Below are 25,669 nucleotides of genomic sequence, written 5' to 3' on the forward strand. Positions count from 1 at the left end.
ACTCCCTCGCCCCGCTTGCGGGGAGAGGGTGGGGTGAGGGGGAGTCTCCGCGGGGACGGTGAGAGTTGGACTCGCGGAGAGTCCCCACCCGGATTGCATCTGCGATGCAATCCGGCCTCTCCCCGCACGCGGGGAGAGGCGAAAAGGAAAGATCAGTCGAACAGGCTCGACACCGACTCTTCGGCCGCCGTGCGCGCGATCGCATCCGAGATCAGGCTGGCGATCGGCAGCATGCGGATGTTCGGCGCCTTGGTCACCGCATCGGTCGGCAGGATCGAGTCGGTGATCACCAGCTCCTTCAGCTTCGAGCCGGAGATGCGGGCGGCGGCGCCGCCGGAGAGCACGCCGTGGGTGATGTAGGCGTAGACATCCTTGGCACCCTTGGCGATCAGCGCGTCGGCTGCGTTCACCAGCGTGCCGCCGGAATCGACGATGTCGTCGACGAGGATACAGGTGTGGCCGGCGACGTCACCGATCACGTTCATGACCTCGGACTCGCCCGGACGCTCGCGGCGCTTGTCGACGATGGCGAGCGGAGTGTTGATGCGTTTGGCAAGGCCGCGCGCACGGGCCACGCCGCCGACGTCGGGCGAGATCACCATCACCTTGGAGAGGTCGAACTTCTCCTTGATGTCGCGCACCATCAGCGGGGCCGCGTAGAGATTGTCGGTCGGGATGTCGAAGAAGCCCTGGATCTGGCCGGCATGCAGGTCGAGCGTCATGACGCGGTCGACGCCGGCCTGCGTGATCAGATTGGCGACGAGCTTGGCCGAGATCGGCGTGCGCGAACCCGATTTGCGGTCCTGCCGGGCATAGCCGAAATAGGGCAGCACCGCGGTGATCCGGCGCGCCGAGGAGCGGCGCAGCGCGTCGGTGATGATCAGCAATTCCATCAGATGGTCGTTCGCCGGGAACGAGGTCGACTGGATGATGAACGCATCCGAGCCGCGGACGTTCTCCTGAATCTCGACGAAGATCTCCATGTCGGCGAAGCGCCGCACCACCGCCTTGGTCAGCGGCAGGTCGAGGCCTTGCGCAATGGCCTGGGCGAGAGCCGGATTGGAGTTGCCGGCGACGAGCTTGATGGAGCCGTTTTTGGCCGACATGGACGCTTCCTCCCGCGCTTTGCTGGATACGACGTTCAACATCCTACGAATACCCACTGGAAGCACGGTTTACGACGGGCGAGGAAATATCAGGCCGGAGGCTCAAATGGCAACCCGGGATGCTACGTTTTCCCTTCGAAAATCCCGAGTCGGGCCAACGGTTTGGCCGTAACTTGGGCCCGTGGTTTAGCGGGGGTTATTGCTCGGCATAGCCGAGCGCCGTGACCGGCATCTCCGCCGCCGGCGCCTCCCGGATCACGCCTGCCACCGCCGGTCCTCGCAGGTTCGGAGCATCCGGCGTTCCGTTGATCATGTTGGAAAGTCCGCTGAATCCGGCCTGGGCGATCTTGCGCAGCACGAGATCGTCGGCAGCCGCCCAAGGATCACGGGCAGCATCGCGGCCACCCTTCGCCGAGGTCGGTTCCTCGCCGGAGAGGCGCAGCGCCCGCTGCTGGTTGGCGTCGTAGACATCCCAGACCCAGGCGATCACGGTCTTGCCGCGCACGACCTGGGCGGAGAGGTAGCTGCGCACGCGATAGGCGGCCGTGCCCTCGCGGGAGACCACGGACAGGCTGCGCAGCTTGGATTCGCTGTCGAGCACGCCGACCATGCGGTCGAACACCTGCGGCGGTGGCCCGTCGATCGATTCGAAGGCGACCGTTGCGCCGCTGCCGCCGCTCGGCGCCATCGCATAGGAATTGCTCGGCGCGTTGCCGCCGGCGCAGCCGGCAAGCATGGTCGCAGCCGCCAGCAGCATGACCGCCAGCACGCGCGAGCCCGCGCGGCGCAGGATGGATGACGCTTCCCTCATTATGGAGGGCAGCGATATCGTTAAAATCGATTAAGGTCTAGGGCGGGCGAGCCACAAACACACTGTCATTCCGGGGCGCGCCACCTGGCGCGAGCCCGGAATCCATTTCGCCGCGTGATCTGCCGCACGATGGATTCCGGGTTCTCGCTTCGCGAGCCCCGGAATGACGATCGTTAATGTTGCCGGTGTGTTCACGCTTCGAGCGCGATCGCGTGAATGTGCCGGCCGTAGTCCGGCTCCTTGCGATGCACCGAGCGGCGGTAGCTGAAGAAGCGTTCGTCGGCATAGGTGTCGAGGCCGAGATCGTCGATCATCAGGATGCCGGCAGATTCGAGCCGCTTGCGGATGAAGCCGGGGAGATCGAACATCGCGTGGCCCTCGCGCGCCGACGGGATGAAGAACATGGCGTTCTCCGCGTCGGCTTCGATGAAGCGCGCCACGAACTCGTTGCCGACCTCGTAACTTTCCTGCCGGATCAAGGGGCCGATCGCGGCGATGATGCCGCCGCGCGTGGCGCCGAGATTCTCCATCGCCGAGATCGTTGCTTCCAGCACGCCTGATAACGCGCCCTTCCAGCCGGCATGGGCGCCGCCGATCACGCGTGCATTGGGATCGACGAACAGGACTGGCCCGCAATCGGCGGTGGAGACGCCGAGCGCGATGCCGGGCGTCTTGGTGACGAGTGCGTCACCCTTCGGGCGCGGTCTGCTCGGCCACGGCATTTCGGCAATGAGCACGTCGGGCGAATGGATCTGGTGCAGGCTGAGGAAGCGTTCCGGCGCGACGCCGACATGCTCGGCCATGCGGCGGCGGTTCTCCGCGACGAGGGTCTGATCGTCGTTGGAGCCGAGCCCGCCGTTCAGTGCCGAATAGATGCCGCTGGAGACGCCGCCTTCGCGGGTGAAGAAGGCATGGCGCAGGCCGGGCACGGCCGACAGCAGCGACGAAGCAAGTGTCATGAGGCCTCTCCAGCCTGTTCGAGATCGCTGAGGCCGGCAAGGCCGGATAGCCGCGGCTCGGAGATGCCGAGCACCTTGAACATCGAGCCCATGCCGCTGCGCCCGGTATCGGTCAGGCGCTTGAGCGCCACTGAAATGTCGGTGACGACTTCGGGCGTCGCCTTCTGCATCAGCGCCGCCGCGCGGGTGTCGATGCCGACGCGCTTGAGGAAGTCACCTTGCGTCACCGGCCCGTGCACGCGCGCGCCGACGTCCTCGGCCGCACGCGCCAGCGCCTGGAAGTCGACATGGGCGGTGACGTCGGCCTGGCCCGGCGCCTTCAAGGGATCGGTGAAGCTGTGACGCGCAATGGCCTGAAACGTATCGCCGGCATCGCTGCGCAAATGGCCGTAGTCGATGATCAGCGCCGCGCCATCCTGGTCGCGCACGCGCGTCGCAAGCTTCATGATCTCGCCATCGGGCCGCCATTCGAACACGGCGCCGATGGGCGCGGCACGCACCAAGGGCGGCAGCAGCACGTCGAAGCGCGGCGTCGGCTCGGGCGCCGCGCCGAATTGAAGCTTGCCGTTGGGATCGATCTCGATCACGCGCTCGTGCCAGCCGTTCTCGTGCCGGACCATCTGATGGATCGGCAGAACGTCGAAATATTCATTGGCGAGGATGATGCTCGGGCCTTCCGGCACCTCGTCGATGCTGTCGTGCCAGGCGATGTTGCGCACGGCGGACAGCGTCGCGCTCTGCCGGTCGCGCAGCACCGGATTGACCTCGACCATGTGGATATAGAGCGCCTGGTAGAGCGGCGGCAGCACGCGCAATGCGCGCAGCGCGTCCGCCATCATGGTGCCGCGGCCGGGGCCGAGCTCGATCAACCGCAAGAATTGCGGCGAGCCCATCTGCTTCCACACCGAGGCGGCCCACAGTCCCAAGAGCTCGCCGAACATCTGGCTGACCTCGGGCGCGGTGGTGAAGTCGCCCTCCCGCCCGAGCGGATCGCGCGAGACGTAATAGCCATAGCGCGGGTGCATCAGGCACAGTTCCATGTAGCGCCAGACCGGCATCGGCCCTGAGGATTTGATCAGCGCCTTGATCTCGTTGAGTAGCGGCGAGTCGGTCACGATCCATGTTCTCGAAATGAATTAACGAATGGCCTCGATAGGCTTCGGCGCGCCGCGCCGGATAGCCCATACAATAAGTATGGCGCCGACGATAAGCATCGGGATCGACAACAGCATGCCCATGGTTAATCCACCCCAGAGGAAGCCGAGCTGTGCGTCCGGTTCGCGGAAGTGTTCGCCGGCGATCCGGGTCAGACCATAGATCAGGATGAAGGCGCCGAGGATCATGCCGGGCCGCTTCAGGGCACCGAAGCGGATCATGATCGCGAGCACCGTGAACAGCAGGATGCCCTCCATGCCGGCCTCATAGAGCTGGCTCGGATGGCGCGGCAGCTGTGTGGGATCGTTCGGGAAGATCATCGCCCAAGGCAGGCTCGCATCGGTGGCGCGGCCCCACAATTCGCCATTGATGAAATTGGCGATGCGTCCGAGCAGCAGCCCGACCGGGGCGACCGCGGTGGTGATGTCGCCGAGCGACAGGATCGAGATGCCGCCTCGATAGGCAAACCACATCACCGCAACGACGCAGCCGAGGAAGCCGCCATGGAAGGACATCCCGCCCTCCCACAATTTGAAGATCGCAGCAGGATGCTCGATGAAGAAAGGCAGATTGTAGAACAGGACGTAGCCGGTGCGGCCGCCGAGGATGATGCCGAGCGTGACCCAGAGGATGAAGTCGTCGATCTGGAGCAGCGAGATCGGTGCGGGTCCGCCCCACAGACGCCGGTTCTTCAGGAGCGAGCGCGCATAGAGCCAGCCGAACACGATGCCGCAGATATAGGCCAGCGCGTACCAGCGGATCGCGAACGGACCGATCTCGATCGCGATCGGCTTGAAGGCGGGGAAGTCGATGAGCAGGAAGGGCATCGCGCCTTGCTTCTAGGGACTGATGGGCAAGCCGCGGCTCCGACGGAGCTGCGCCCCCTCTCCCGCTTGCGGGAGAGGGTTGGGGTGAGGGTGTTTCCGCGACGAAGACTCCCCAAGAGGAGAGAGCCCTCTCCCGCCTCGCATCTGTCGATGCGATGCGACCTCCCCCGCAAGCGGGGGAGGTGAAGTGAGATCGCGTATAGACTGATCCATTCTGCTTACACGAGATTGCGGCGATAGAGCCCTAGCAGCCGCTGCTCGATCTGCCGGTCGATCATCTCTGGCGCCTTGTGATTCTTCTTATGCAGGGACGTTGAGTACGATTGCAAGGAAACCGGAGCATGACAAGGATACCCCCGCTCGGCCCTTGAACCGTTCCCTTCGGATTGCCATTGTGTTTCGGAGAGTTCGCGCAAAGTTTATCGGAGGCAGCCATGACCCAGACCAGCAACCGGTTTTTCGACGAGATCGGCCGCCTGATGAATGACGCCGCCGGTGCCGCCCAGGGCGTCAAGCGCGAGTTCGACACGGTGATGCGGACGCAGGCGGAAAAATTCCTGCGCGACATGGATCTGGTCAAGCGCGAGGAGTTCGAGGCGGTCAAGGACATGGCCCGCCTCGCCCGCGAGGAGAACGAGGCGCTGAAGGCAAGGATCGCCGCGCTGGAGGCCAAGCTCGGCGGCACGCCGACGTAAGGCACTCTTTTTTACCCTCCCCCCTCCAGGGCCCTCCAGGGGAGGGTGGGAACTCGGGCCGGCAGCCCATTCTCCTTGTCATTTCCGCATCTTCCGGGTAAAAGCCCGCCACGTCTGCGGCCCCCGCACCCCTGGAGGCTTGCTGCGGACTATGCCATGGGCCGCGCTGCGGCCCATTAACTTTTGCAAAAACAAGGACTTAACGACATGGCGACGACCGTCAAGGAATTGAAGGCGACCGCACGTCCGAAGAGCGGCAAGGGGGCCGCCCGGGCTGAGCGTCGCGCCGGCAGAGTGCCCGGAGTGATCTACGGCAACAACCAGCCCCCGGTGACGATCTCGATCGAAGATCGCGACTTGCGCCAGCGCATCCTCGCCGGCCGGTTCCTGACCACGCTGGTCGACATCGACCTCGAGGGCAAGAAGCACCGCGTGATTCCGCGCGACTATCACCTCGATCCGGTCAGGGACTTCCCGATCCATGTCGACTTCATGCGGCTCGGCGAAGGCGCCACCATCCGCATCAGCGTGCCCTTGCACGTGGTGAAGGCGGAAGGCTCGCCCGGCGTGAAGCGCGGCGGCACCGTCAACATCGTCGCCCACGCGATCGACCTCGAATGCGGTGTCGAGAGCATTCCGCAATACATCGAGGCCGATGTCGGCTCGCTCGAAATCGGTCACTCCCTGCATCTGTCGGACATCAAGCTGCCGGCCGGTGTGAAGGCGATGACCCGCGAGGACGCGACCCTCGTCACCATCGTCCCGCCGTCGGGCTACGCCGAAGAGCAGAAGGCGGCGGCTGCGGCTGCGGCGGGTGGTGCGGCTCCGGCCGCGGGTGCTGCTGCTCCGGCGGCTGCTCCGGCTGCGGGCGCTGCTGCTCCGGCTGCGGCTGCCAAGGCTCCGGCCGGCGGCGACAAGAAGAAGTAATCTCTCAAAGCTGGCGCGCGGTCCTTGATCGCGCGCCGAGCGAGGGGCGCGCCGCGTCATGCGACTCTTTGTTGGGCTCGGCAATCCCGGCGCGAAATACGCACGTAACCGGCACAATATCGGCTTCATGGCCGTCGACGAGATCGCGCGACGTCATGGCTTTGCGCCGTGGCGCCGCCGCTTTCAGGGCGAGACCTCGGAAGGTGCGCTCGGCACAGAGCGCGTCATCCTGCTCAAGCCCATGACCTACATGAACGAGTCCGGCCGCGCCGTGCAGGAGGCGGCGAGCTTCTTCAAGATCGCTCTGGGCGACGTCACCGTGTTCCATGACGAGCTCGAGCTGCCGCCGGGCAAGGTGCGGGTGAAGGTCGGCGGCGGCATCGCCGGGCACAACGGCCTGCGGTCGATCTCAGCCCACATCGGCAACGACTATCGCCGGGTGCGGCTCGGCATCGGTCATCCCGGCATCAAGGACCTGGTGCATGGCCACGTGCTGTCGGACTTCGCCAAGGCCGACAACGAATGGGTGGCGACGCTGTGCGACGCGGTTGCCGAGCACGCGGCGCTGATCGCCAAGGGCACGGACGCGACCTTCGCCAACAGGGTGCATCTCGCCATGCAGGCGAAGGGATTTTTGACCAAGGACGAGAACGGCAAGGAATAACGCTCGTGGGATTCAAATGCGGGATTGTCGGGTTGCCCAATGTCGGCAAATCGACCTTGTTCAATGCGCTGACCGAGACGGCCGCGGCGCAGGCCGCGAACTATCCGTTCTGCACCATCGAGCCGAATGTCGGCGAAGTCGCCGTGCCCGATCCGCGGCAGGAGAAGCTCGCGGCCATCGCCAAGTCGGGGCAGATCATCCCGACGCGATTGACCTTCGTCGACATCGCCGGCCTCGTGCGCGGCGCCTCCAAGGGCGAAGGCCTCGGCAACCAGTTCCTGGCCAACATCCGCGAGGTCGACGCGATCGCGCATGTCGTGCGCTGCTTTGAGGATTCCGACGTTACCCATGTCGAGGGCAAGATCGCGCCGCTCGCCGACATCGAGACCATCGAGACCGAGCTGATGCTCGCCGACCTCGACAGCCTCGAGAAACGCGTCGACAACCTCTCCAAGAAAGCCAAAGGCAACGACAAGGACGCCAAGGAGCAGCTCGACCTCGTCAACCGCACCTTGGTGCTGCTGCGCGAAGGCAAGCCCGCCCGCCTCGTCGAGCGCAAGGCGGAGGAGGAGCGCGCCTTCTCCATGCTGGGGCTGCTCTCATCAAAGCCCGTGCTCTACGTCTGCAACGTCGAGGAAGGCTCGGCCGCAACAGGCAATTCGTTCTCCAAGGCCGTGCAGGAGCAGGCCGCCAAGGAAGGCGCCGTCGCCGTCGTCATCTCCGCCAAGATCGAGTCGGAGATCGCGACCATCTCGCGTGAAGAACGCGCTGACTTCCTGGAGACGCTGGGTCTCGAAGAAGCCGGTCTCGATCGCCTGATCCGCGCCGGCTACACGCTGCTCGACCTCATCACCTATTTCACAGTAGGACCGAAGGAAGCGCGCGCCTGGACCATCCATCGCGGCACCAAGGCGCCGGCGGCGGCCGGTGTGATCCACACCGACTTCGAGAAGGGTTTCATTCGCGCCGAGACCATCGCGTATGAGGACTACGTCGCCCTCGGCGGCGAAGCCGGCGCCCGAGACGCCGGCAAGCTGCGGCTCGAAGGCAAGGAATACGTCGTCGCCGACGGCGACGTGATGCATTTCAGGTTTAATACGTAAGCCGCGAAGAGCGCGGTTTTTCCGACGTCGTCCTGGACAAGCGAACGTAGTGAGCGCCGATCCAGGATCCATTACCCCAAGGCGTGGTTTGGCGAAGACACGGGTTACCAATCTGTGCCACAACTTCTCCCTGGGGTAATGGGTCCTGGCTTTCGCCAGGACGACATGGAGACTTGCGGCTACGGCACCTGCGCCGTCCTCACCGCGTCCCGCTGCCCTGGTCCCTGATCGCGCCGAGATGCTCGTTGATGCGGAAGACAATCAGGATCAGCTCGGCGAGGATGCGCGAGAACACCACGCCGACGACGACGCTCGCAATCGACGACAGCAGCACCAGGAAGCCGCCGAACGGACTGATCGCCATCGCAGCCAAGCCGGAGAAGATGCCGGAGAGGCCGAACAGGCAGATCAGCGCGATCACCAGCCAGTAGAAGGTCTTGATGATCGTCGGTGTGATGAAGCGGTCCCATTGAAACAGGTCGCTGAATGAAAACATCGCTCTCCCCAGGGCAAAGCGGCCTTGCCAAATTGGGCCTTGCTCAATGATCCTGACCCCCGGTTGATCCGACTCAAGACCAACCCCGCTGCGCCGAATGTAGCACGAGCCATGCGGGCCCGCGGGTTGAGATTGCCGTAAAGTGCGGCCACAATCTGTCATTTCCACGAACCAATCCCAAGATGACCCTGACCTTCGAAGATTTCCCGCCCGGGCGGTTCGGAACGTTCGGCCCGCGCCATGTCACACGCGACGAGATTTTGGCCTTTGCCGCCGAGTTCGATCCGCAGCCGATGCACCTCGATGAAGAGGCGGCGGCGAGAAGCATGCTGCGCGGCCTGTCCGGCTCGGGCTGGCACCTCTGTTCGCTGATGATGCGGATGATGGCCGACGGTTTTATCACGCGCGCCGCTTCGCTCGGCTCGCCCGGCGTCGACGAGGTGCGCTGGTTGTCTCCGCTCCGGCCCGGCGACGATCTCATGCTCGACGTCGATGTCGTGGAGGCGCGCACGTCGAAGAGCCGCCCGGAGCTCGGCATCGTCAAGTTCAAATGCACCGCGCGCAACGCGGCGGGGCAGGCCCTCGCCGAGATGACCTCGCCGATCCTGATCAAGCGGCGCGAGGGAGCGCTCTGATGCGGTTCTTCGAGGACATCGAGATCGGCCAGCGCCGCGAGATCGGCACCTATACGTTCACGGCGGACTCCATCAAGACCTTCGCCGCGAAGTTCGACCCGCAGCGCTTTCACCTCGACGAAGAGGAAGGCAAGAACTCGCTATTCGGCGGGCTCGCCGCCTCCGGTTGGCATGTCGGCTCCGCCTGCATGAGCCTGCTTGTCGCCGACGGCCAGCGCCTGGCGCGTGAGGCCACCTCGCGCGGCGAGGAGGTTGCGGTCTGGGGCCCGTCGCCGGGCTTTCGCGACCTGCGCTGGATCAGGCCGGTGCTCGCCGGCGACACCGTCAGTTACGTCAGCATCGTCATCGACAAGCGCAGCTCCGCCTCGCGCCCCGGCTGGGGCATTTTGACGGCCCGCACCACCGGCACCAACCAGCGCGGCGAGGAGGTTTACTCGATCACCGCCACCGCCTTCGTGCCGATGCGGAAGGGTGGTTAGACCTGTTCCAAGATGAACGGTCCAATTGAGTGCGCGAGTGTTGCCCGCGCGCTATGGACGCGATTCCAGGCGGCTGCCATAAGCCTGCGCAACATGGTTACCGCGAAGCAGTTTGGCGGAACCATCGAGTTGCTAACTAATTATGAACCTGTCGCTGTCTATTTGAAACGAATTGGGCAGAGACAGGGGACGAGGACCATGGCAGATCGCGGCGCACTCAAATTTGTCGGATTCATCTTCGCGACTGCGACGCTGGCCGTGATGCTGGTCGCCGGCATGGTGGTGAAGGGTTATGCCGATGGTGGCTACACCCTGGAAGCCTCGACCGTGGAAGCCGCCCGGTAAGGGTTCGTAGAATTGTCGGGGCCGCGTCAGGCCCCGTGTCAGCGGCTGTAGACGAACGCCAGCACCGCGATCGCAACCGCCAGCAATCCGACAAAGCGCAGCATGATCGTGCCGAGCTGATTGGGCGCGGGCCGCAGTGATATAGGGTCCGTGTTGTCGGGCCGAATGCTTTCCATCACATGTCCCCCCGGCCCGGACGAAAGGCTGCGGGCGCTTGGCATTCGTCGCTGGGGAGGGGTGGAGGGTTCAAAGCCTCTCGCCTGTCATGCCCCGTGCTGCCACATGCTCCGCTGTCATGCCGCGCGAAGGCGGGGCATCCAGTACGCCGCGGCCTCTCGGCTCTTGCCTCACGGCCTCTGGAATACCGGATCGACCGATCAAGTCGGGCGATGACACCTTCATTGGGGAACGTGTGAGCACCCGCATGCATCCCTTAAATCAAAACCGCCGCGCTCCCTTTCGGGAACGCGGCGGCCGGTGATGCTTGTGCTTGCGATCAGCTGTTGCGCAGGCCGTCGGCGGCGCGCTTCCACTGCGCGACGTTGTCGGCGATCATGCGGGTCGACTTCATCGCGGCCTGGCTGAGCTGGGCATAGCCGGAGATCTCGCGCTGGACGCGCTGGCCTTCGGCATGGAGCAGGTCGCGCAGGCTCTCGAGCTCGGAGATCAAATTCTCGATCTCGGCCAGCGAGGTTCCGGCCACGCGCTGGATCAGCGAGTTGACGTTGTTGACGGTGGCTTCCGCGCTCGCGTCGAGCGGCGGCGCGTCGGTCGTGGCCGCCGGCCGGCGCAGATAGGCGATGTCGTTGCGGACGAAATCACGGATGCCGGCCTCGACCTCGGTCACGGCGGCGAGGTTGTTGTCGACGGTCTCGGTCTCGGTGGTTTCGGTCTTTTCCGGACGGATGGCGTTCATCGTTATTCCCCTTTTCGCGTTTGAGCGCGGCGCGAGTGTCCCCGCACGACGACGTCTGTTTGGGCGACTAGGACGCCCGATTTTGACCGCAAATGGGCCGAGATGCGGCAAGGGCGGACCATTCGGGGGTTTTGCCGTGGCGTATGGTTAGGAGAGTGTGAATGGCTGCGGTTCGAGCAGTCGTCGACTCCCTCGTCCCGCTCTTGCGGGGAGAGGCGAAAGAGCTACCAGCTCTTCTTGAACCCGGCCGTCAGGCTCTTGTTGAGCGCGCCTTGCGAGGTCTCGCCGACCGAGCCGGAGACGGTGACGTTGTCGAACAGCTTCTGCTCGGCGCCGAACTTGCGCAGCCATTTGTCGTCGGTGGTCGACAGCGTCTGGCCGGCGGTGATGCTGGTTCCGGTGTCAGTGAGGGTGATCTTGGCCGACTGGTCGGTCTCGTAATTTCGCGTGATGTGGCCGCCGATGCCGGGGACAGCCGTCGTGCCCTGCTGGTTGACGCTGTAGCCGTTCTGGAGCGTCAGCGACGTGTCGCCCGACAGCGGCACCGACTTGGTCAGCGACGCCCCGATCTTGCTCTGTTCGGTGCCGGGATCGACCCGGGCCTCCACCGCGGTCTTGTCCCAGATCGAGCCCGCGCCCGGCGCGGTCGCGGCGGCCCAGGCGCTGCCGGAGGATTGCGGCAGGCTGCCGCCATTGGTGGCCTTCTGCGCCAGCAACTCGGACATCGTCCGCGGCTCGCGCGTCACCGTCATGTCGGCGCCGATCCGCGTATCCCAGAACGAGAACACGGATTGCTTCACGGTCACGGCCGAGGAGCCGTTTGCATTGGGGTTCGACGACCAGTCCAGGCCATCCTTGGCCGCGGCCTGGGCGCGCTTCTTGGCGGCCATGGGGTCAATGCCGGTGCCGGCATCGACCGCGAGCTGGCTCCAGTCGAGCTTGTCGACGTCGATGCCCTTGAGCACATCGGGGTCGTTGACGTCGGGGGCCTTCGTCGCCGCAGTCTCAGCCTCGTCGTCAGGCGCGGCCGCTGTGGGCGGAATGATCTGTGCCGAGACCGTTAACACCGAGCCCAAGATGAAGGCGGCCGCCAGCAACGGCAGCCTGGTCCAGCCAAACCCTGTCGAGAATTCCATCGTCCTGCCCGCGAACCCCAGCGCATGCTTTTCGATAATATATATCGGCCTTCGGCCATACGCCAATTCCGCGCGAAACATGCTGATCCATCGTCGCGAAATTGTGACGCCTCGCCTCGAATGGCGAACCAACGGGCCGCGCGAAAAGCGCGCGCCCGACGACGAGCTTCTGACACGGCCGCATCCGGCGGGGCTGGAGGCCAGGGCGTCATGTGCGTGTCGTCATCGGTCCCGAATAGCGGGACCCGTTGGCGTCCCCCTCAGCCGGCGCGGCTCATCTTCGGCAGATGAATGGCGCGGCCGAGTGCCTGCTCGACCAGGTCGAATGTGTCGATCAGCACCCGCATGCTGACGAGCTTGCCCGCCCTGAACTGGGCGAACTGCGCGACGCGCAAGCTGATCGGCTTATTGGAATCGAGCGCCGTCAGCGAGTAGCGCAGCATCGAGGCGGCGGAATCGACGCCGAGCATGATGCTCTCGCGATCGAAGCGGCGAACATGGAAATTGTCGGCGAGCTGGCGGATGACGTCGAGCACGGCGTCCTTGCCTTGCCGTGCGCCGAGGAACGGAAACATGTCGATCGGACCGTACAGCGCCCACGCGATATCCTCGTCGATCAGGGCCTCGAGGTCGCTGAAATGCCGGTCGTTGATCGCGCGGTGCAACGCGCGCGAGAAACGCCAGAGGCTGTGCTCTGTCATTTGGGGCAGTCCTGAAAGCTGGCTTGCAAAAAACGGAAAACAACCCCATGCACAGTAAAGGTGCCGAGGCTCAACTCGTTCGTGTACGAATAACTACGGGATTTCGGTCAAAACGCAATTCACGTTTTCGCAATGCACCATTGAACGCGATTTGTGAGATTTACAACAGAGTCCCGCATTTTCCGGTTCTGAGGGCAGGCCTTATGGAACCGAAGGCCCGCATTCACCCCCGGTGTCGTCCTGGCGCAGGCCAGGACCCATATCCATCGGCCTCCGCAATGCGCAGGCTGGTGGTTGACCGCGCGCCGGCACACCGGCAGTCCGGGTAATGGGTCCTGGCCTTCGCCAGGACGACGCTATGGAGATGGTGGGCAGCGGGAGACCGCCGCCCCCTTACATCCCGTGCGCCCGCGCGAGACGCCCGCTTTGGCGGGCTCCTCAGGATGAGGGCGGAGTGTGCGGCAGCAGTTTCAACGGCCCCGATGCCAATTAGCCCTCATCCTGAGGAGACCGCGGAGCGGTCGTCTCGAAGGACGAGGCGCTTGCTCAGGCGGCTCCAAGAGATCACATGCGATAGCCATGCCCCGCAAGCGGGGCGAGGCAAAGGGCCCGCCGCGCCGCGTGACCCATCTCACATCACCACTTTGACACCGCAGCTAACGTCATCCCCATGTCATCAGGGAGACGTGCCATGGCCACCATCGCCGCCGCCAGAAAGTCCCGCCTGCATAACGCGCTCGAAGGCCTCGCGCTGACCGCGACCCTCCAGAGTTTCCCGACCTTCGCCGCCGCCGCCTTCCTGCTCAAGCTCGCCGGCAATCACGACCTCGTCGGCGACCCCGGCGTCGCCATCTTCGTCGCCATCGCCTCGCTCGCCCACGCGCTGCTCGCGCTGACCCTTGGCCCAAGCTTCCCGGCCTTCTTCAAGACCGTCTACGAGCCAAAATTCTTCGAGGCCCATCTGTCGCTGTCCGACAAGATCACCGCCTGGCGCACCCAGCCCGTCGCCTCGCTCCAGCTCGTGACCATCATGCTGCTGCTGTCGGTGATGGCCGTGGTGACGGCGAGCGTGGGGTAATCTCTCCTCGTCATTCCGGGGCGCCGCAAAGCGGCGAGCCCGCAATCCATAGCCACCACTCGCGCGGATGCGCCTACCTCTTCTTCCACCCACCTCGCCGTCCCGGCGCGCCGCCCGTCGACTTCGGCGCCGGCCCGAACTCCGGACCCGACTGCCGCGAGTCCGTCGGCTGGATGATCCGGCTGGTGCTGCCGAACGGCTTTGACGGCAGTGTCGGGCTCGCGCGGTAGGGCAGCGATTCCGGGCCGTGCATCTCGTCGAGATGCGGCTTGTGCACGCGTGAGCCCTTGCCGCCGCCGGCCTTGAGCGCTGTTGCGGCGCTCTTGTTCTTCATCGCGCTGACCGGGAGGTTGGCGGCGTCGCCGTATTTCTTCGCGCCCGCATAGGCGCCGGCCTTGCCCTGCACGGTGCGTTGTTTCGCGGTGGGGTCGTCGACCACCGCGAGCTCGGTGGCGCGCAGGCGCTTGACTTCGTCGCGCAGGCGGGCGGCTTCCTCGAAGTTCAGATCGGCGGCGGCCTCGCGCATGCGGGTCTCGAGATCGGCGAGCACCGCCTCGAAATTGTGGCCGATCGAGATGACGTCGTCGGTCATGTCGTGGCCGCCGACCTCGACCAGCACGTGATCGCGCTCGTAGACCGAGTTGAGGATGTCGCCGATCTGCTTCTTCACGCTCTCCGGCGTGATGCCGTTGGCGGTGTTGTACTCGACCTGCTTCTCGCGGCGGCGGTTGGTCTCGGCGATGGCGCGCTCCATCGAGCCGGTCATCTGGTCGGCGTAGAGGATCACCTTGCCGTCGACGTTGCGCGCGGCGCGACCGATGGTCTGGATCAGCGAGGTCTCGCTGCGCAGAAAGCCTTCCTTGTCGGCGTCGAGAATGGCGACCAGCGCGCATTCGGGAATGTCGAGGCCTTCGCGCAAGAGGTTGATGCCGACCAGCGCGTCGAAGGCGCCGAGGCGGAGATCCCTGATGATCTCGATGCGTTCGATGGTGTCGATGTCGGAGTGCATGTAGCGGACGCGAATGCCCTGCTCGTGCAGATATTCGGTGAGGTCCTCCGCCATGCGCTTGGTCAGCACGGTGATCAGCGAACGATAGCCGGCCTGCGCAGTGGCGCGGACCTCGCCGACGAGATCGTCGACCTGGGTGCGGGCGGGGCGGATATCGACGGGCGGATCAATCAGCCCGGTGGGACGGATCACCTGCTCGACGAATACGCCGCCGCTCTCGTTCAGCTCCCAGCCGCTCGGCGTCGCCGACACCGCGATGGTCTGCGGCCGCATCATGTCCCACTCCTCGAAGCGCAAGGGGCGGTTGTCCATGCAGGAGGGCAGGCGGAAACCGTATTCGGCCAGCGTCGCCTTGCGGCGGAAGTCGCCGCGGAACATGGCGCCGATCTGCGGGATGGTGACGTGGCTCTCGTCGGCGAAGATCAGGGCGTTGTCGGGCACGTATTCGAACAGCGTCGGCGGCGGCTCGCCGGGGCGGCGTCCGGTGAGGTAGCGCGAATAGTTCTCGATGCCGGCGCAGCTTCCGGTCGCTTCCATCATCTCGAGGTCGAAGGTGGTGCGTTGCTCCAGCCGCTGCGCCTCCAGAAGACGCCCCTGGTCGTGGAGCTGATCGAGCCGCTGCTTCAATTCGAACTTGATCGACTTGATCGCCTGCACCAGCGTCGGGCGCGGCGTCACATAGTGCGAGTTGGCGTACATCTTGATGAACTCGAGCTCGTCCTGCTTGTGGCCGGTGAGCGGATCGAACTCCTCGATATTCTCGATGGTGTCGCCGAACAGGTTCACGCGCCAGGCGCGGTCCTCATAGTGCGCGGGGAAGATGTCGATGACGTCGCCGCGGACGCGAAACGTGCCGCGGGTGAAATCCGCCTGGGTGCGCTTGTACTGGAGCGCGACGAGGTCGGCGATGAGCTGGCGCTGGTCGATGCGCTCGCCCTTCTTCAGCGCGAACGTCATCGCGGTGTAGGTTTCGACCGAGCCGATACCGTAGATGCAGGACACCGAGGCGACGATGATAACGTCGTCGCGCTCGAGCAGCGCGCGCGTCGCCGAATGGCGCATGCGGTCGATCTGCTCGTTGATCGAGGAATCCTTCTCGATATAGGTGTCGGTGCGCGGGACGTAGGCTTCCGGCTGGTAATAGTCGTAGTAGGAGACGAAATACTCGACCGCGTTGTCCGGGAAGAAATTCTTGAACTCGCCATAGAGCTGGGCCGCGAGCGTCTTGTTCGGCGCCAGGATCAGGGCAGGGCGCTGCGTCGCCTCGATCACCTTGGCCATGGTGTAGGTCTTGCCCGAGCCGGTGACGCCGAGCAGCACCTGCGAACGGTCGTGGCGATTGACGCCCTCGACGAGCTCAGCAATCGCGGTCGGCTGGTCGCCCTTGGGCTCATATTCAGACTTGATCTCGAAGCGCACGCCGCCTTCGGATTTTTCCGGGCGCGGCGGCCGGTGCGGCGTCCAGACCCGCATCGAGCCATCGTCCTTGCGGAATTCCGGGCGGCCCTCGCGGATCAGCGCCTCCAGCGCATCCGCGGTGGCCTTGACGCCCAGTGCCTCCATCTTGGAGCGCGGTGGCCGCGCCAGCGCCTCGGCATCGTCCTCTTCAGTGGGAAGACCGAGCTGACGGGCCAATTCGGGATCGAGTTTGGGGATCGTGGCCGAGGTTCCGTAATTGGCCTGCGGCGCTTCGTCGAAGCCTTCGGTGGACGCCCCCGGCGGCATCGGCTTTACAGTGGGCTTGGCCGTATCCTGCGGAAACTCCTTCGGCGTCGAGGCGCGCGCGCGATGCGCGGCGGCTTCGCCCCCGGCGCGGCGATCGCGCGAATTGTCCGGCGGCGGCTGCAGGCCGGTGCCCGATCCCAGGCCCGCATCGCCGCGATTGATCGCGGGATTGAGCAGCTCGGCCAGCGCCGGCCCGATCGGCTGCACATCGGGGCGATGCGCCTTCGAGTTCGGGGCCTTGGTCTTCGGGGATTTGCCGGATTTTTCGGAGGATGCAGGTTTCTTCGCCATGGGGCGAATATGGGACGAGTCCGCCCCGCGATAAAGGGCGAATGCCCATCGTCATGCAGCCTGCTGACAGCAGGTTGGCAGCAGCCTCGAGGCTCACGCCGCCGGCCGCGGCCCCTCGTCGTCCTCGTCGTCCTCGCCCGCCTGATGCGGCGTCAGGATGTCGAGATGGATGCCGCCGCAATCGGGGCAGCGCATGGTCCAGTACTCGCATCCGGCGCGGCCGCCGATCACACGCAGCACCATGAGATCGCCGTCGCATTCCGGGCAGTTGGACAGCACGGCGCGGGCATAGATCCGCGGCCGTCCGTCGGCTTCGATGATTGACATGAACCGGTTCCCACGCCGCCCTGTCGCTGGTCCGTTGCAGACCCGCTCGTCTATTCGTCGTCGCTATCGGGCCCGCCGGCGGAAGCGATCGATGTGGTGCTTGGCATCGGCAATCGCGGCGTCGCGATCAGGCCAGGCGAAGCCGACTTCCATGGCCGGAAACAGCACGCCGTCGATGGCAACCGGGCTGAAATCGGCGCGCCGGATGCGGGCGTGCCACAGTCCCTTGCCAGCTTCGAAGGATTCGATGTCAAAGCCGTCGTAAAGGGTCGTCATTCTTGTAGGTCCCACTTTTCTTTTCGGAGGGTCAAGGGACCACATTTGCGAATTTCAGGATGTGAAGCCGTTCACAAGCCGCGGGGCTTTTTTGCCTGACGCATAAAAGACGCCCGGTTCCGTACAGTTGGTGCGCTCCCTCCCCCGCTTGCGGGGGAGGGTTGGGGAGAGGGTGTTTCCGCAGAGAGATTCCCAGTGTGGAGAGAGCCCTCACCCGCCGCGCGCGGGACGATGCTTCGCATCGCCCGAGGCGCGTCGGCCTCTCCCGCAAGCGGGAGAGGCGGGAGTCCGTGGCACCAATTGACCAAAGTGCATACGGGCAGCTGACGCTCAGTTCCGCGCCGCAGCACGGCCGATCCGCCGCACCGGACGCGCCGCCGGTTCCGACGCCGTGCGCATGATCCAGCGGCGAAACGCGGCGAAGTCGCGTTGCTCGGTCTGGAAACTGCGATAGAGCAGGTACCAGCGCATGCCCTTGGGCACTGAGAGATCGAACGGCGCCACCAGCCGTCCGGCGGCGAGGTCGTCGTCGATATAGGGCCGGATGCCCATGGCGATGCCGAGCCCGTCGGCGGCGGCCTGCAGCGCCTGGCCGTAGAACTGGAACTCTGGCCCGCGCGCGTTGATGCGCGCCAGGTTCGCGGCCTTGAGCCAGAGCGGCCAGTCCTCCGGCGAATGCGCGACGCGGATCAGGCTCGGCCCCCTCAGATCGGCCGGCCGCTTCAGGCCGCTCGCAAGGCGCGGCACGCAGACCGGCGTGAGATCGCCGGCGAACAGCGGCTCGGCGACGAGGCCGGGCCAGTCGCCGGTGCCGAGCTTGATGCCGCAGCTCCAGTCCTCGCCAAATGGCACCGAGGCGCCGCCGGTGGTGAAGCGCACCTCGATGTCAGGCTCCTCGCTGCGAAACTCCGACAGGCGTGGGATCAGCCAGCGCATCGCAAAGGTGTGGCCGACGCCGATGGTGAGCACGCGCATGCTGGAGGGCGCGGTCACCTGCGCGGTGAGGCTCGCCAGCGCATCGAAGATCGGCGTCAGACCGCTCTGATAGGCGCGGCCGGCCTGCGTCAGCACGAGCTTGTTGGCCTTGCGCTCGAACAGCGCGAGGCCGAGCCGCTGTTCCAGCAGATGCACCATGCGGCTGACGGCGGCCGCCGAGACGTTGAGCTCGACGCCGGCCGCGGCAAAGCTGCCGGTCCGCGCCGCCGCCTCGAATGCCTTGATGCCGTTGAGAAACAGCAGCCGCCGCAAATGCCCGACCCTCAGGAAAGCTGATGCCAGGCCAAGATAACTCAGTTTGCGAAGGAAGGGCAAGCAAGGCACGTTCTCTTCGCCTCTGCCTCTCCCCGCGTGCGGGGAGAGGCCGACGCGCGCCGAGCGATGCGAAGCATCGTCCGAAGCGCGGCGCAAGCAGCCTGCGTCCCTTACCAGCCGACAGGAGACTCCCTTCGTGACGTCCATCATGATCGCTGCCCTCGGATTGCTGATGGTCGCCACAGCGTTCCTATCCGGGCTGTTCGGCATGGCGGGCGGGCTGATCCTGATCGGCGTGCTCTTGGCCTTGATGCCGCTGCCGACCGCGATGGTGCTGCATGCGATCACGCAGATGGCCTCGAACGGCTGGCGCGCATTGCTCTGGCGGGCGCATATCCGCTGGCGGCCGGTCGCGAACTACATGGTCGGCGCTGCCATCGCACTCGCGGCCTGGTCGCTCACCCGCTACGTGCCGGACAAGCCGATGGCGCTGCTGCTGCTCGGCATCACCCCGTTCATGGCGCGCCTGCTGCCCGCGAACATCAAGCCGGACCCTGATAGGCTCTGGCAGGGCACGGTCTACGGCACGATTTGCATGGGATTGATGCTGATGACCGGCGTCTCCGGCCCGCTGCTCGACACCTTCTTCCTCGGCGGCGATTTCGGCCGGCGCGAGAAGGTGGCGACCAAGGCAATGTGCCAGCTCGTCAGCCATTTCACCAAGCTGGTCTATTTCGGCGGCATCATCGACCAGGCCGCGAGCCTCGATCCCGTGCTCGCCGGCGTCGCGATTGCGGCCTCCATGTTCGGCACCACGCTGGCGCGGCGCATCCTGGAAGCGATGACCGACCAGCAATTCGTGGCCTGGTCGAACAAGCTGATCACCACCATCGCCTGCTACTACATGGCCTATGGCGGCTGGCTCCTGGTTCGTACACCGGTGCTGGCGGCCTTCGACAAGGGAGGTTTGCAATGAGCGAGGCCACCGATCCGCTGGTGCTGGATTTCGTCGAATGGGTCGCACGCGAGCCGCGCGCCTATGCCGAGGTGATCGCGACCTGGAAGACCTCGTGCCCGCGCCTCACCATCTGGGAAGACGCCACTGAGCGTGGCTATGTCGCGCGCGAGACGGTGCCCGGAATCGGGCTGATCATCGCGGTGACGGAAGGCGGCGAGCGGCTGTTGCGCGCGAACGGGCGGTGATCTCTCCACATCGTCATTGCGAGCGCAAGCGAAGCAATCCAGAATGTCCCTGCGGCGGCGGTCTGGATTGCTTCGTCGCAAGAGCTCCTCGCAATGACGGAGCGGATGGAGTTGCCTTTCATGTCACTCAAACTGTTCGAACTCGTCGGCACCGACGCCGCGCGCCCATTCAGCCCGTATTGCTGGCGCACGCGGATGGCGCTCGCGCATAAGGGCCTGACGGCACAATCGCTGCCCTGGCGCTTCACCGAGAAGAGCGCGATCGCGCCGCACGGCTCGGAGAAAGTCCCGGTGCTGCTGCATCACGACAAGCCCGTGGTCGATTCCTGGATCATCGCGAACTATCTCGAAGACAATTTTGCGGATCGTCCGTCGTTGTTTGGCGGCGAGGGCGGTCGCGCCATGGCGCGCATGATCAATGCCTTCGGCGATATCGCCATCGTCGGCGGCATCTTTCCGCTGATCGTCGCCGACATTCCGAATAACCTCGCCGAAGTCGATGCCGCCTATTTCCGCCAGTCGCGCGAGGCGCGCTTCGGCGGCAAGTCGCTGGAAGAGGTCATGGCCAACCGCGACACCGGCGTGGTCGCGTTCCGCAGGTCGCTGGAGGTGATGCGGCAGACGTTGAAGAAGCAACCCTTCATCGGCGGCGCTGCGCCGAACTATGCCGACTACATTGTGTTCGGCGGTTTTCAATGGGCGCGGGTGGTGAGCCCGTTCAAGCTGCTCGAGGCGGACGACCCGGTCTACGTCTGGCGCGAGAAACTGCTCGATGCGTTCGACGGCATGGCGCGGAAGTCGCCGGGGCATGAGGTATAAGCTTCGTAGGGTGGGCAAAGGCGCAAAGCGCCGTGCCCACCATCTCCCACACACGCAATGAAATGGTGGGCACGCTTCGCTTTGCCCACCCTACGATACTGCCGTAGCCCGGATGGAGCGAAGCGCAATCCGGGATTTGCGTTCGCGGAATGATTCCCGGATTACGCTTGCATTCCATCCGGGCTACGCGCCTCTGCCGCCGCCTTGCGCAAACACTCCCGGCACAAACAATCCTCGCCCTCGATTGGAATCGGCAGTTTTGCCGTCTCCTCCGCGCACCAGCAATTGCCTGAGAGGTCGCAGCCGAACTCGGTGCCGCAGCGGGAGCAGGTGAGGCGGCGCGGTTCCTGCAATGAGGATTCTTGCGGATTTGTCATGATCTACGTCGAAGCTTCGCCGTCATTTTCATGTCGGGTTCATCTGTCGCTGCGGTATATTACGCGTTGCGCACGGACTCCGAAAGCGGCCCCCAACGCGCGAAGGACAGATCGATGGCCCGCGATTCGCAAGCCGCGCTTGTTGCGCTCAACCGCTTCGGCTTCGGCGCCCGCGGCGGCGCGTCCGGCGATCTCATCAACGCCGCCTCCGATCCGCGCGGTTTCGTGAAGGCAGAGCTCGCGCGCTCCCATGGCGTGCTGCTGGAAGCGCCGGGCCTGCAATCGACGCCGCAGCTGGGGCAGGCAGTGTTCGCCTATCAGGACCAGGTCAAGCAGGCGCGCGAGGCCGCGAAGGCGGCCGCTGAAGCACCGTCGACACAAGCGCCTGCCGATCAGAAGCCCGCCCTGCGCCGCAATCTCTCGCTGAACGCAGCGGCGGCGGAGGTCGCCGGCCAGATGGCGGATGCAAGACCGGCCGATCATGCGGCGAAGCCGGAGGCCATGCAGCCCAACGCCGCCGCGCCGCCTGCCGCAAAGCCCGCGCTGCAACCGCTCAACGTCATCCAGAAGACGTTTCGCGCCGAGGCGCTGGCCCGGTTGCAGCGCGCCACCCTCGCCGAGTGCGGCTTCACCGAGCGTCTCGTCGTGTTCTGGTCAAACCATTTCTGCATCTCCGCCAGCAAGGGGGAGCTGGCGCGGATCTGGGCCGGCGCGTTCGAGCGCGAGGCGATCAGGCCGCATGTGCTCGGGCGCTTCGCCGATATGCTGAGGGCGGCCGAGCAGCATCCGGCGATGCTGTTCTTCCTCGACAACCAGCAATCGCTCGGACCGGATTCGCGCGCCGGGCAAAACCGCAAGCGCGGGCTGAACGAAAATCTGGCGCGCGAGATCATGGAGCTGCATACGCTCGGCGTCGGCGGCGGCTACACGCAGGACGACGTCACCTCGCTCGCGCGCATCATCACCGGCTGGACCTTTGCCGGACGGCAGGGACAATTAGGAGCGCCTGGCTCCTTCGTGTTCAATGTCAATGCGCATCAGCCCGGGTCGCAGATCCTGCTCGGCAAGACCTACGCTCAGGCGGGCCTCGCGCAGGGTGAGGCCGCGCTCGCCGACATCGCGCGCCATGCCTCGACCGCGAATTTCATCGCCACCAAATTGGTCCGTCACTTCGTCGCCGATGATCCGCCGCCTGCTCTCGTTGCGCGGTTGCGCGACATCTTCGTCAAGACCGACGGCGACCTGAAGGCGCTTGCCATGGCGCTGGTCGATTCCGATGAAGCGTGGAAAGCGCCGCTGACCAAGATGCGCTCGCCGTACGATTTCCTGGTTGCCAGCGGCCGGCTGCTCGCGCGCGTGCCGGAGGATCCCGGCACCTATCTGAACAATCTGAACTTGCTCGGCCAACCTCTGTGGTCGCCGGCGGGACCGAACGGTTTCCCTGACACCAGCGCCGCCTGGGGCGCGCCCGAAGGCATGAAGCTGCGGCTCGACATCGCGGCGCAGATGGGGGCGCGGCTCGGCAACAACATCGATCCGCTCGACCTCCTGGAATTCGCGGCTGCGGACGCGGCCTCCATCGAGACACGGCGAACCATCGAGCGCGCGGAGTCGCGGCAGCAGGCGCTGGCGCTGCTGTTGATGTCGCCGGAAATGCAGCGGAGATGACGATGATTGACTGCGTCGAGAACCGGCTCCTCACCTCGCGCCGAGGACTCCTGCTCAGCGGCGCCTTTTTCGCGGCCTGGGCTTACTTGCCCAAATTCGCCCGCGCTGCCGACGGGCGCGATCCGCGCCTGGTCGTGGTGATCCTGCGCGGCGCGCTTGACGGGCTTTCGACCGTCGCCCCGATCGGCGACCCCGATTACGCCGGCCTGCACGGCTCGATCGCGCTCACGGCTGATGGTACGCATCCCGCGATCATGCTCGACTCGTTCTTCGCGCTGCATCCGGCGATGCCGGAATTTGCGCGCATGTATCGCGAGATGCATGCCGCGGTGATCCACGCGGTCGCAACACCGTATCGCGATCGTTCGCATTTCGACGGCCAGGACGTGCTCGAAAGCGGCTATGCCGGCCCGGGCCGGATGCAGTCCGGCTGGCTCAATCGCGCGCTGGAAGCGCTGCCGCGCGGCGAGCGCGTGTCGAGCGGGCTTGCTGTCGGCCCGACCACGCCGCTGGTACTGCGCGGCAATGCACCGACCGTCGGCTGGGCACCGGTCGCGCTGCCGCAGGCCGACGACGACACCGCGATGCGCCTCGTCGAGCTCTACCGCCATCGCGATCCCGTGCTGGCGACGGCTTTGTCGCAAGGCCTCCAGCTCGACAAGGCTGCAAGCGGCGCCGACATGAAGCCGAAACGCGGCAATGCAGTCGCGCAGATGCGGCAGGTGGCGCGTGGCGCGGCAAAGCTGATGGCCGCCGACGACGGTCCGCGCATCGCCGCGCTCGCCTTCGACGGCTGGGACACACACGCCAATGAAGGCGGCCCGGTGGGGCGTCTCGCCTTCCTGCTCGGCGGGCTCGACGGCGCGCTCGCCGAATTCGAAAGCGGGCTCGGGGCGCGCTGGCGCGACGCTGTGGTCGTCGTCGCCACCGAGTTCGGCCGCACCGCGCGCATCAACGGCACCGACGGCACCGATCACGGCACGGGAACGATAGCGCTGCTCGCCGGCGGCGCCGTGAAGGGCGGCCGCGTCATCTCGGACTGGCCGGGCCTCAAACTCGCCAACCTCCATGAAGGGCGCGACCTCAAGCCCACCACGGATCTGCGCTCCGTGATCAAGGGCGTGCTGCAGGGGCAATTTGGGCTCTCGGATCGCGTGCTGGCGGAGGCGGTGTTCCCGGATAGCGCGGCAGCACGGCCGATGAAGGGATTGGTGGCTTAACAACTGCCGTCGTCATTCCGGGGTGCGCGTGGCGCGAGCTATGATGCGCAATTGCGCATCTAAGAATCCATTCCTCCACCGGTTCTGTCGCAAAATGGATTCCGGGCCCGCGCCTTGCAGCGCGTCCCGGAATGACGACATGATGAGCCGAGCATCAGGAGAACCGCCGCCATGTACATCGCCATGAACCGCTTCCGCGTCGCCAAGGGCTCCGAGTCCGCGTTCGAGCAGGTTTGGCTGACGCGCGACACGCATCTGGACAAGGTGCCGGGCTTCGTCGAATTCCATCTGTTGAAGGGCCCCGAGCTCGAGGACCACACGCTGTATGCCTCGCACACGGTCTGGGCGAATTATGCGGCGTTCGAGGCGTGGACCAAGTCGGAGGCGTTTCGCGCGGCGCACCACCGGGCCGGCGATAACAAGCCGCTCTATCTCGGTCATCCCCAATTCGAAGGTTTTGAGGTGATGCAGAATGTGGGGCGCGGCGCAAAGTAGCGCGCCGCAGAGTTTAGCTCAGAGTGATCTTGTCGATCTCCACCATCTCCTCCGCGCTGAGCTTCCACGCGATCGCCTTGACATTCTCCTCGACCTGCTCGACGCGGGTGGCGCCGGCGATCACGCTCGACACTTGCGGTCGCGCGGCGAGCCAGGAGAAGGCGAGCTCGAGCATGCTGTGCCCGCGTGTTTTGGCGAAGGCCGTGAGCTTCTCGACGATGTCCTCGTTGCGCGGCGTGACGTAGCGGTCGCGCAGCCGGGGGACTTTGCCGAAGCGGGTGTCATCAGGCGCGGCCTCGCCCCTTCGGTATTTGCCGGTCAGAAGTCCGCTTGCGAGCGGGAAGAACGGCAATAGTCCGAGCTTGTATTCCGTTGCCGCCGGCAACAGATCCTTCTCGATGTCGCGCACGAGGAGGGAATATTCGTCCTGGCAGGAGACGAAGCGGCTGACATTCATCGCGCGTGCGACGTACTCCGCCTCTGCGACGCGCCAGGCCGGAAAGTTCGAATTGCCGATGTAGCGAACCTTGCCCTGCCGGACGAGATCGTCGAGGGCGCGCAGGCTCTCCTCGATCGGCGTCAGCGGATCGTAATCGTGCTGCTGGTAGAGGTCGATGTAGTCGGTCTTGAGCCGTCTCAGGCTCGCCTCGACCGCGTTCATGATGTAACGGCGCGAGGCACCCTGCTTGGTGCCGTCCTCCGCCATCGGCTTCGAATATTTCGTCGCCAGCACGATATCCTTGCGGCGGTCGCCCAGCACGGTGCCGAGCACCGTCTCCGAGCCGCCCATGTTCGAATAGATGTCGGCAGTGTCGAACAGCGTGATGCCGAGATCGAGCGCGCGATGGATCACCTTGCGCGAGGTCTCCAGATCTGCGCGCTGGCCGAAATTGTTGCAGCCGAGCCCGACCGCAGAGACGCGCAGGCCGGAGGCGCCGAGATTGCGAATGTCCATGGGAGATCCTGTCAGATGAG

29 protein-coding genes and 1 pseudogene are annotated in these 25,669 nt (G+C 65.3%); 14 read left to right on the forward strand and 16 right to left on the reverse strand.

What is annotated here, in order from left to right; all coding sequences use genetic code 11:
- Positions 1-152: 152 nt before the first annotated feature.
- From LRP30_RS05485 to lgt, 5 genes are all read right to left on the reverse strand, one after another.
- Positions 153-1,106 carry a ribose-phosphate pyrophosphokinase gene (locus LRP30_RS05485; protein ID WP_164934670.1) on the reverse strand — a complete coding sequence of 318 codons (954 nt, stop codon included), beginning with the start codon at positions 1,104-1,106 and terminating at the stop codon, positions 153-155.
- 196 nt (positions 1,107-1,302) lie between these two features.
- Complete coding sequence (locus LRP30_RS05490; protein ID WP_128931438.1) at positions 1,303-1,917, reverse strand: hypothetical protein; 615 nt, start codon at positions 1,915-1,917, stop codon at positions 1,303-1,305.
- 191 nt (positions 1,918-2,108) lie between these two features.
- Positions 2,109-2,876 (reverse strand): peptidoglycan editing factor PgeF, encoded by a 768-nt coding sequence (gene pgeF, locus LRP30_RS05495; protein ID WP_128931439.1) that lies wholly within the window; start codon positions 2,874-2,876, stop codon positions 2,109-2,111.
- The gene (locus tag LRP30_RS05500) at positions 2,873-3,991 is read right to left on the reverse strand and encodes an SAM-dependent methyltransferase (protein WP_249759590.1); all 1,119 of its coding nucleotides are present in this window, start codon (positions 3,989-3,991) and stop codon (positions 2,873-2,875) included. Before LRP30_RS05500 ends, pgeF begins: the two co-directional genes overlap by 4 nt.
- 21 nt (positions 3,992-4,012) lie before the next feature.
- Positions 4,013-4,858, reverse strand: coding sequence for a prolipoprotein diacylglyceryl transferase (lgt, locus tag LRP30_RS05505; protein ID WP_249759591.1), 846 nt, complete (start codon positions 4,856-4,858; stop codon positions 4,013-4,015).
- Between the two features lie 434 nt (positions 4,859-5,292).
- On the opposite strand from lgt, the gene LRP30_RS05510 reads away from it, so the two are divergent.
- The 4 genes from LRP30_RS05510 (at position 5,293) to ychF (ending at position 8,247) form a co-directional block, all read left to right on the forward strand.
- Positions 5,293-5,553 carry an accessory factor UbiK family protein gene (locus LRP30_RS05510; protein ID WP_091886723.1) on the forward strand — a complete coding sequence of 87 codons (261 nt, stop codon included), beginning with the start codon at positions 5,293-5,295 and terminating at the stop codon, positions 5,551-5,553.
- A 207-nt stretch (positions 5,554-5,760) separates the two neighbouring features.
- Positions 5,761-6,480, forward strand: a complete 720-nt coding sequence (locus LRP30_RS05515; RefSeq protein ID WP_091886720.1) for a 50S ribosomal protein L25/general stress protein Ctc — start codon at positions 5,761-5,763, stop codon at positions 6,478-6,480.
- A 58-nt stretch (positions 6,481-6,538) separates the two neighbouring features.
- Positions 6,539-7,144: an aminoacyl-tRNA hydrolase gene (gene pth / locus LRP30_RS05520; RefSeq protein ID WP_249759592.1), complete on the forward strand. Its 606-nt coding sequence runs from the start codon at positions 6,539-6,541 to the stop codon at positions 7,142-7,144.
- A 5-nt stretch (positions 7,145-7,149) separates the two neighbouring features.
- Positions 7,150-8,247, forward strand: coding sequence for a redox-regulated ATPase YchF (gene ychF, locus LRP30_RS05525; protein WP_091886713.1), 1,098 nt, complete (start codon positions 7,150-7,152; stop codon positions 8,245-8,247).
- 199 nt (positions 8,248-8,446) lie between these two features.
- On the opposite strand, the gene LRP30_RS05530 is transcribed toward ychF, so the two are convergent.
- Entirely contained in the window at positions 8,447-8,743 is a 297-nt protein-coding gene (locus tag LRP30_RS05530) for a DUF4282 domain-containing protein (RefSeq protein WP_091886710.1), read from the reverse strand.
- A gap of 182 nt (positions 8,744-8,925) precedes the next feature.
- On the opposite strand from LRP30_RS05530, the gene LRP30_RS05535 reads away from it, so the two are divergent.
- The 3 genes from LRP30_RS05535 (at position 8,926) to LRP30_RS05545 (ending at position 10,202) form a co-directional block, all read left to right on the forward strand.
- On the forward strand, positions 8,926-9,378 hold the full coding sequence (locus LRP30_RS05535; protein ID WP_128931444.1) for a MaoC family dehydratase: 453 nt from the start codon (positions 8,926-8,928) through the stop codon (positions 9,376-9,378).
- Positions 9,378-9,857, forward strand: a complete 480-nt coding sequence (locus tag LRP30_RS05540) for a MaoC family dehydratase (protein WP_249759593.1) — start codon at positions 9,378-9,380, stop codon at positions 9,855-9,857. Before LRP30_RS05535 ends, LRP30_RS05540 begins: the two co-directional genes overlap by 1 nt.
- A gap of 198 nt (positions 9,858-10,055) precedes the next feature.
- The gene (locus LRP30_RS05545) at positions 10,056-10,202 is read left to right on the forward strand and encodes a hypothetical protein (protein WP_164934669.1); all 147 of its coding nucleotides are present in this window, start codon (positions 10,056-10,058) and stop codon (positions 10,200-10,202) included.
- Positions 10,203-10,240: 38 nt separating this feature from the next.
- Here LRP30_RS05545 and LRP30_RS05550 read toward each other — a convergent pair whose 3' ends face one another.
- From LRP30_RS05550 to LRP30_RS05565, 4 genes are all read right to left on the reverse strand, one after another.
- Positions 10,241-10,378 (reverse strand): hypothetical protein, encoded by a 138-nt coding sequence (locus LRP30_RS05550; RefSeq protein ID WP_164934668.1) that lies wholly within the window; start codon positions 10,376-10,378, stop codon positions 10,241-10,243.
- A gap of 320 nt (positions 10,379-10,698) precedes the next feature.
- On the reverse strand, positions 10,699-11,118 hold the full coding sequence (locus LRP30_RS05555) for a hypothetical protein (protein ID WP_091886700.1): 420 nt from the start codon (positions 11,116-11,118) through the stop codon (positions 10,699-10,701).
- Positions 11,119-11,342: 224 nt separating this feature from the next.
- A complete protein-coding gene (locus tag LRP30_RS05560) occupies positions 11,343-12,254 on the reverse strand; it encodes a hypothetical protein (RefSeq protein WP_249759594.1) in 912 nt (303 codons plus the stop codon).
- Positions 12,255-12,514: 260 nt separating this feature from the next.
- Positions 12,515-12,955: a nuclear transport factor 2 family protein gene (locus LRP30_RS05565; protein WP_249759595.1), complete on the reverse strand. Its 441-nt coding sequence runs from the start codon at positions 12,953-12,955 to the stop codon at positions 12,515-12,517.
- Between the two features lie 691 nt (positions 12,956-13,646).
- Here LRP30_RS05565 and LRP30_RS05570 point away from each other — a divergent pair.
- A complete protein-coding gene (locus LRP30_RS05570; protein ID WP_249759596.1) occupies positions 13,647-14,033 on the forward strand; it encodes a hypothetical protein in 387 nt (128 codons plus the stop codon).
- A 73-nt stretch (positions 14,034-14,106) separates the two neighbouring features.
- Here LRP30_RS05570 and uvrB read toward each other — a convergent pair whose 3' ends face one another.
- The 4 genes and pseudogenes from uvrB to LRP30_RS05590 all read right to left on the reverse strand — a co-directional run bounded on the left by uvrB (position 14,107) and on the right by LRP30_RS05590 (position 18,909).
- Positions 14,107-17,058, reverse strand: a complete 2,952-nt coding sequence (gene uvrB / locus LRP30_RS05575) for an excinuclease ABC subunit UvrB (RefSeq protein WP_249759597.1) — start codon at positions 17,056-17,058, stop codon at positions 14,107-14,109.
- A gap of 93 nt (positions 17,059-17,151) precedes the next feature.
- A complete protein-coding gene (locus tag LRP30_RS05580) occupies positions 17,152-17,385 on the reverse strand; it encodes a hypothetical protein (RefSeq protein WP_249759598.1) in 234 nt (77 codons plus the stop codon).
- A gap of 50 nt (positions 17,386-17,435) precedes the next feature.
- Positions 17,436-17,661: pseudogene (locus LRP30_RS05585) on the reverse strand (hypothetical protein).
- Between the two features lie 330 nt (positions 17,662-17,991).
- Positions 17,992-18,909 (reverse strand): LysR substrate-binding domain-containing protein, encoded by a 918-nt coding sequence (locus LRP30_RS05590; RefSeq protein ID WP_249759599.1) that lies wholly within the window; start codon positions 18,907-18,909, stop codon positions 17,992-17,994.
- A 199-nt stretch (positions 18,910-19,108) separates the two neighbouring features.
- Between LRP30_RS05590 and LRP30_RS05595 the strand changes: the two genes are divergently transcribed.
- The 3 genes from LRP30_RS05595 to LRP30_RS05605 all read left to right on the forward strand — a co-directional run bounded on the left by LRP30_RS05595 (position 19,109) and on the right by LRP30_RS05605 (position 20,934).
- Positions 19,109-19,888, forward strand: a complete 780-nt coding sequence (locus LRP30_RS05595; RefSeq protein ID WP_249759600.1) for a sulfite exporter TauE/SafE family protein — start codon at positions 19,109-19,111, stop codon at positions 19,886-19,888.
- Positions 19,885-20,115 carry a hypothetical protein gene (locus LRP30_RS05600; protein ID WP_091886673.1) on the forward strand — a complete coding sequence of 77 codons (231 nt, stop codon included), beginning with the start codon at positions 19,885-19,887 and terminating at the stop codon, positions 20,113-20,115. Before LRP30_RS05595 ends, LRP30_RS05600 begins: the two co-directional genes overlap by 4 nt.
- Positions 20,116-20,235: 120 nt before the next feature.
- Entirely contained in the window at positions 20,236-20,934 is a 699-nt protein-coding gene (locus LRP30_RS05605; protein ID WP_249759601.1) for a glutathione S-transferase family protein, read from the forward strand.
- A gap of 161 nt (positions 20,935-21,095) precedes the next feature.
- Here the strand turns inward: LRP30_RS05605 and LRP30_RS05610 are convergent, their stop codons facing one another.
- Entirely contained in the window at positions 21,096-21,311 is a 216-nt protein-coding gene (locus LRP30_RS05610; RefSeq protein WP_249759602.1) for a cysteine-rich CWC family protein, read from the reverse strand.
- Positions 21,312-21,425: 114 nt separating this feature from the next.
- On the opposite strand from LRP30_RS05610, the gene LRP30_RS05615 reads away from it, so the two are divergent.
- The 3 genes from LRP30_RS05615 to LRP30_RS05625 all read left to right on the forward strand — a co-directional run bounded on the left by LRP30_RS05615 (position 21,426) and on the right by LRP30_RS05625 (position 24,694).
- Positions 21,426-22,979 carry a DUF1800 family protein gene (locus tag LRP30_RS05615; RefSeq protein ID WP_249759603.1) on the forward strand — a complete coding sequence of 518 codons (1,554 nt, stop codon included), beginning with the start codon at positions 21,426-21,428 and terminating at the stop codon, positions 22,977-22,979.
- A complete protein-coding gene (locus LRP30_RS05620) occupies positions 22,976-24,199 on the forward strand; it encodes a DUF1501 domain-containing protein (protein WP_249759604.1) in 1,224 nt (407 codons plus the stop codon). The genes LRP30_RS05615 and LRP30_RS05620 overlap by 4 nt, the downstream gene beginning before the upstream one ends.
- A gap of 171 nt (positions 24,200-24,370) precedes the next feature.
- Complete coding sequence (locus LRP30_RS05625) at positions 24,371-24,694, forward strand: antibiotic biosynthesis monooxygenase (protein WP_249759605.1); 324 nt, start codon at positions 24,371-24,373, stop codon at positions 24,692-24,694.
- A 13-nt stretch (positions 24,695-24,707) separates the two neighbouring features.
- Here the strand turns inward: LRP30_RS05625 and LRP30_RS05630 are convergent, their stop codons facing one another.
- Positions 24,708-25,649, reverse strand: a complete 942-nt coding sequence (locus LRP30_RS05630; RefSeq protein ID WP_249759606.1) for an aldo/keto reductase — start codon at positions 25,647-25,649, stop codon at positions 24,708-24,710.
- Between the last annotated feature and the right edge of the window lie 20 nt (positions 25,650-25,669).

Origin of the sequence: Bradyrhizobium sp. C-145, assembly GCF_023375135.1 — a bacterium.
Lineage (GTDB): Bacteria > Pseudomonadota > Alphaproteobacteria > Rhizobiales > Xanthobacteraceae > Bradyrhizobium > Bradyrhizobium zhanjiangense.

Bases quoted from the DNA above. Each gene is read 5' to 3' on its own strand.
- LRP30_RS05485 (WP_164934670.1), bottom strand. From the start codon at position 1,106: ATGTCGGCCAAAAACGGCTCCATCAAGCTCGTCGCCGGCAACTCCAAT.
- LRP30_RS05490 (WP_128931438.1), bottom strand. From the start codon at position 1,917: ATGAGGGAAGCGTCATCCATCCTGCGCCGCGCGGGCTCGCGCGTGCTG.
- pgeF (WP_128931439.1), bottom strand. From the start codon at position 2,876: ATGACACTTGCTTCGTCGCTGCTGTCGGCCGTGCCCGGCCTGCGCCAT.
- lgt (WP_249759591.1), bottom strand. From the start codon at position 4,858: ATGCCCTTCCTGCTCATCGACTTCCCCGCCTTCAAGCCGATCGCGATC.
- LRP30_RS05510 (WP_091886723.1), top strand. From the start codon at position 5,293: ATGACCCAGACCAGCAACCGGTTTTTCGACGAGATCGGCCGCCTGATG.
- LRP30_RS05515 (WP_091886720.1), top strand. From the start codon at position 5,761: ATGGCGACGACCGTCAAGGAATTGAAGGCGACCGCACGTCCGAAGAGC.
- pth (WP_249759592.1), top strand. From the start codon at position 6,539: ATGCGACTCTTTGTTGGGCTCGGCAATCCCGGCGCGAAATACGCACGT.
- LRP30_RS05530 (WP_091886710.1), bottom strand. From the start codon at position 8,743: ATGTTTTCATTCAGCGACCTGTTTCAATGGGACCGCTTCATCACACCG.
- LRP30_RS05535 (WP_128931444.1), top strand. From the start codon at position 8,926: ATGACCCTGACCTTCGAAGATTTCCCGCCCGGGCGGTTCGGAACGTTC.
- LRP30_RS05540 (WP_249759593.1), top strand. From the start codon at position 9,378: ATGCGGTTCTTCGAGGACATCGAGATCGGCCAGCGCCGCGAGATCGGC.
- LRP30_RS05545 (WP_164934669.1), top strand. From the start codon at position 10,056: ATGGCAGATCGCGGCGCACTCAAATTTGTCGGATTCATCTTCGCGACT.
- LRP30_RS05550 (WP_164934668.1), bottom strand. From the start codon at position 10,378: ATGGAAAGCATTCGGCCCGACAACACGGACCCTATATCACTGCGGCCC.
- LRP30_RS05555 (WP_091886700.1), bottom strand. From the start codon at position 11,118: ATGAACGCCATCCGTCCGGAAAAGACCGAAACCACCGAGACCGAGACC.
- LRP30_RS05560 (WP_249759594.1), bottom strand. From the start codon at position 12,254: ATGGAATTCTCGACAGGGTTTGGCTGGACCAGGCTGCCGTTGCTGGCG.
- LRP30_RS05565 (WP_249759595.1), bottom strand. From the start codon at position 12,955: ATGACAGAGCACAGCCTCTGGCGTTTCTCGCGCGCGTTGCACCGCGCG.
- LRP30_RS05570 (WP_249759596.1), top strand. From the start codon at position 13,647: ATGGCCACCATCGCCGCCGCCAGAAAGTCCCGCCTGCATAACGCGCTC.
- uvrB (WP_249759597.1), bottom strand. From the start codon at position 17,058: ATGGCGAAGAAACCTGCATCCTCCGAAAAATCCGGCAAATCCCCGAAG.
- LRP30_RS05580 (WP_249759598.1), bottom strand. From the start codon at position 17,385: ATGTCAATCATCGAAGCCGACGGACGGCCGCGGATCTATGCCCGCGCC.
- LRP30_RS05600 (WP_091886673.1), top strand. From the start codon at position 19,885: ATGAGCGAGGCCACCGATCCGCTGGTGCTGGATTTCGTCGAATGGGTC.
- LRP30_RS05605 (WP_249759601.1), top strand. From the start codon at position 20,236: ATGTCACTCAAACTGTTCGAACTCGTCGGCACCGACGCCGCGCGCCCA.
- LRP30_RS05610 (WP_249759602.1), bottom strand. From the start codon at position 21,311: ATGACAAATCCGCAAGAATCCTCATTGCAGGAACCGCGCCGCCTCACC.
- LRP30_RS05615 (WP_249759603.1), top strand. From the start codon at position 21,426: ATGGCCCGCGATTCGCAAGCCGCGCTTGTTGCGCTCAACCGCTTCGGC.
- LRP30_RS05620 (WP_249759604.1), top strand. From the start codon at position 22,976: ATGACGATGATTGACTGCGTCGAGAACCGGCTCCTCACCTCGCGCCGA.
- LRP30_RS05625 (WP_249759605.1), top strand. From the start codon at position 24,371: ATGTACATCGCCATGAACCGCTTCCGCGTCGCCAAGGGCTCCGAGTCC.
- LRP30_RS05630 (WP_249759606.1), bottom strand. From the start codon at position 25,649: ATGGACATTCGCAATCTCGGCGCCTCCGGCCTGCGCGTCTCTGCGGTC.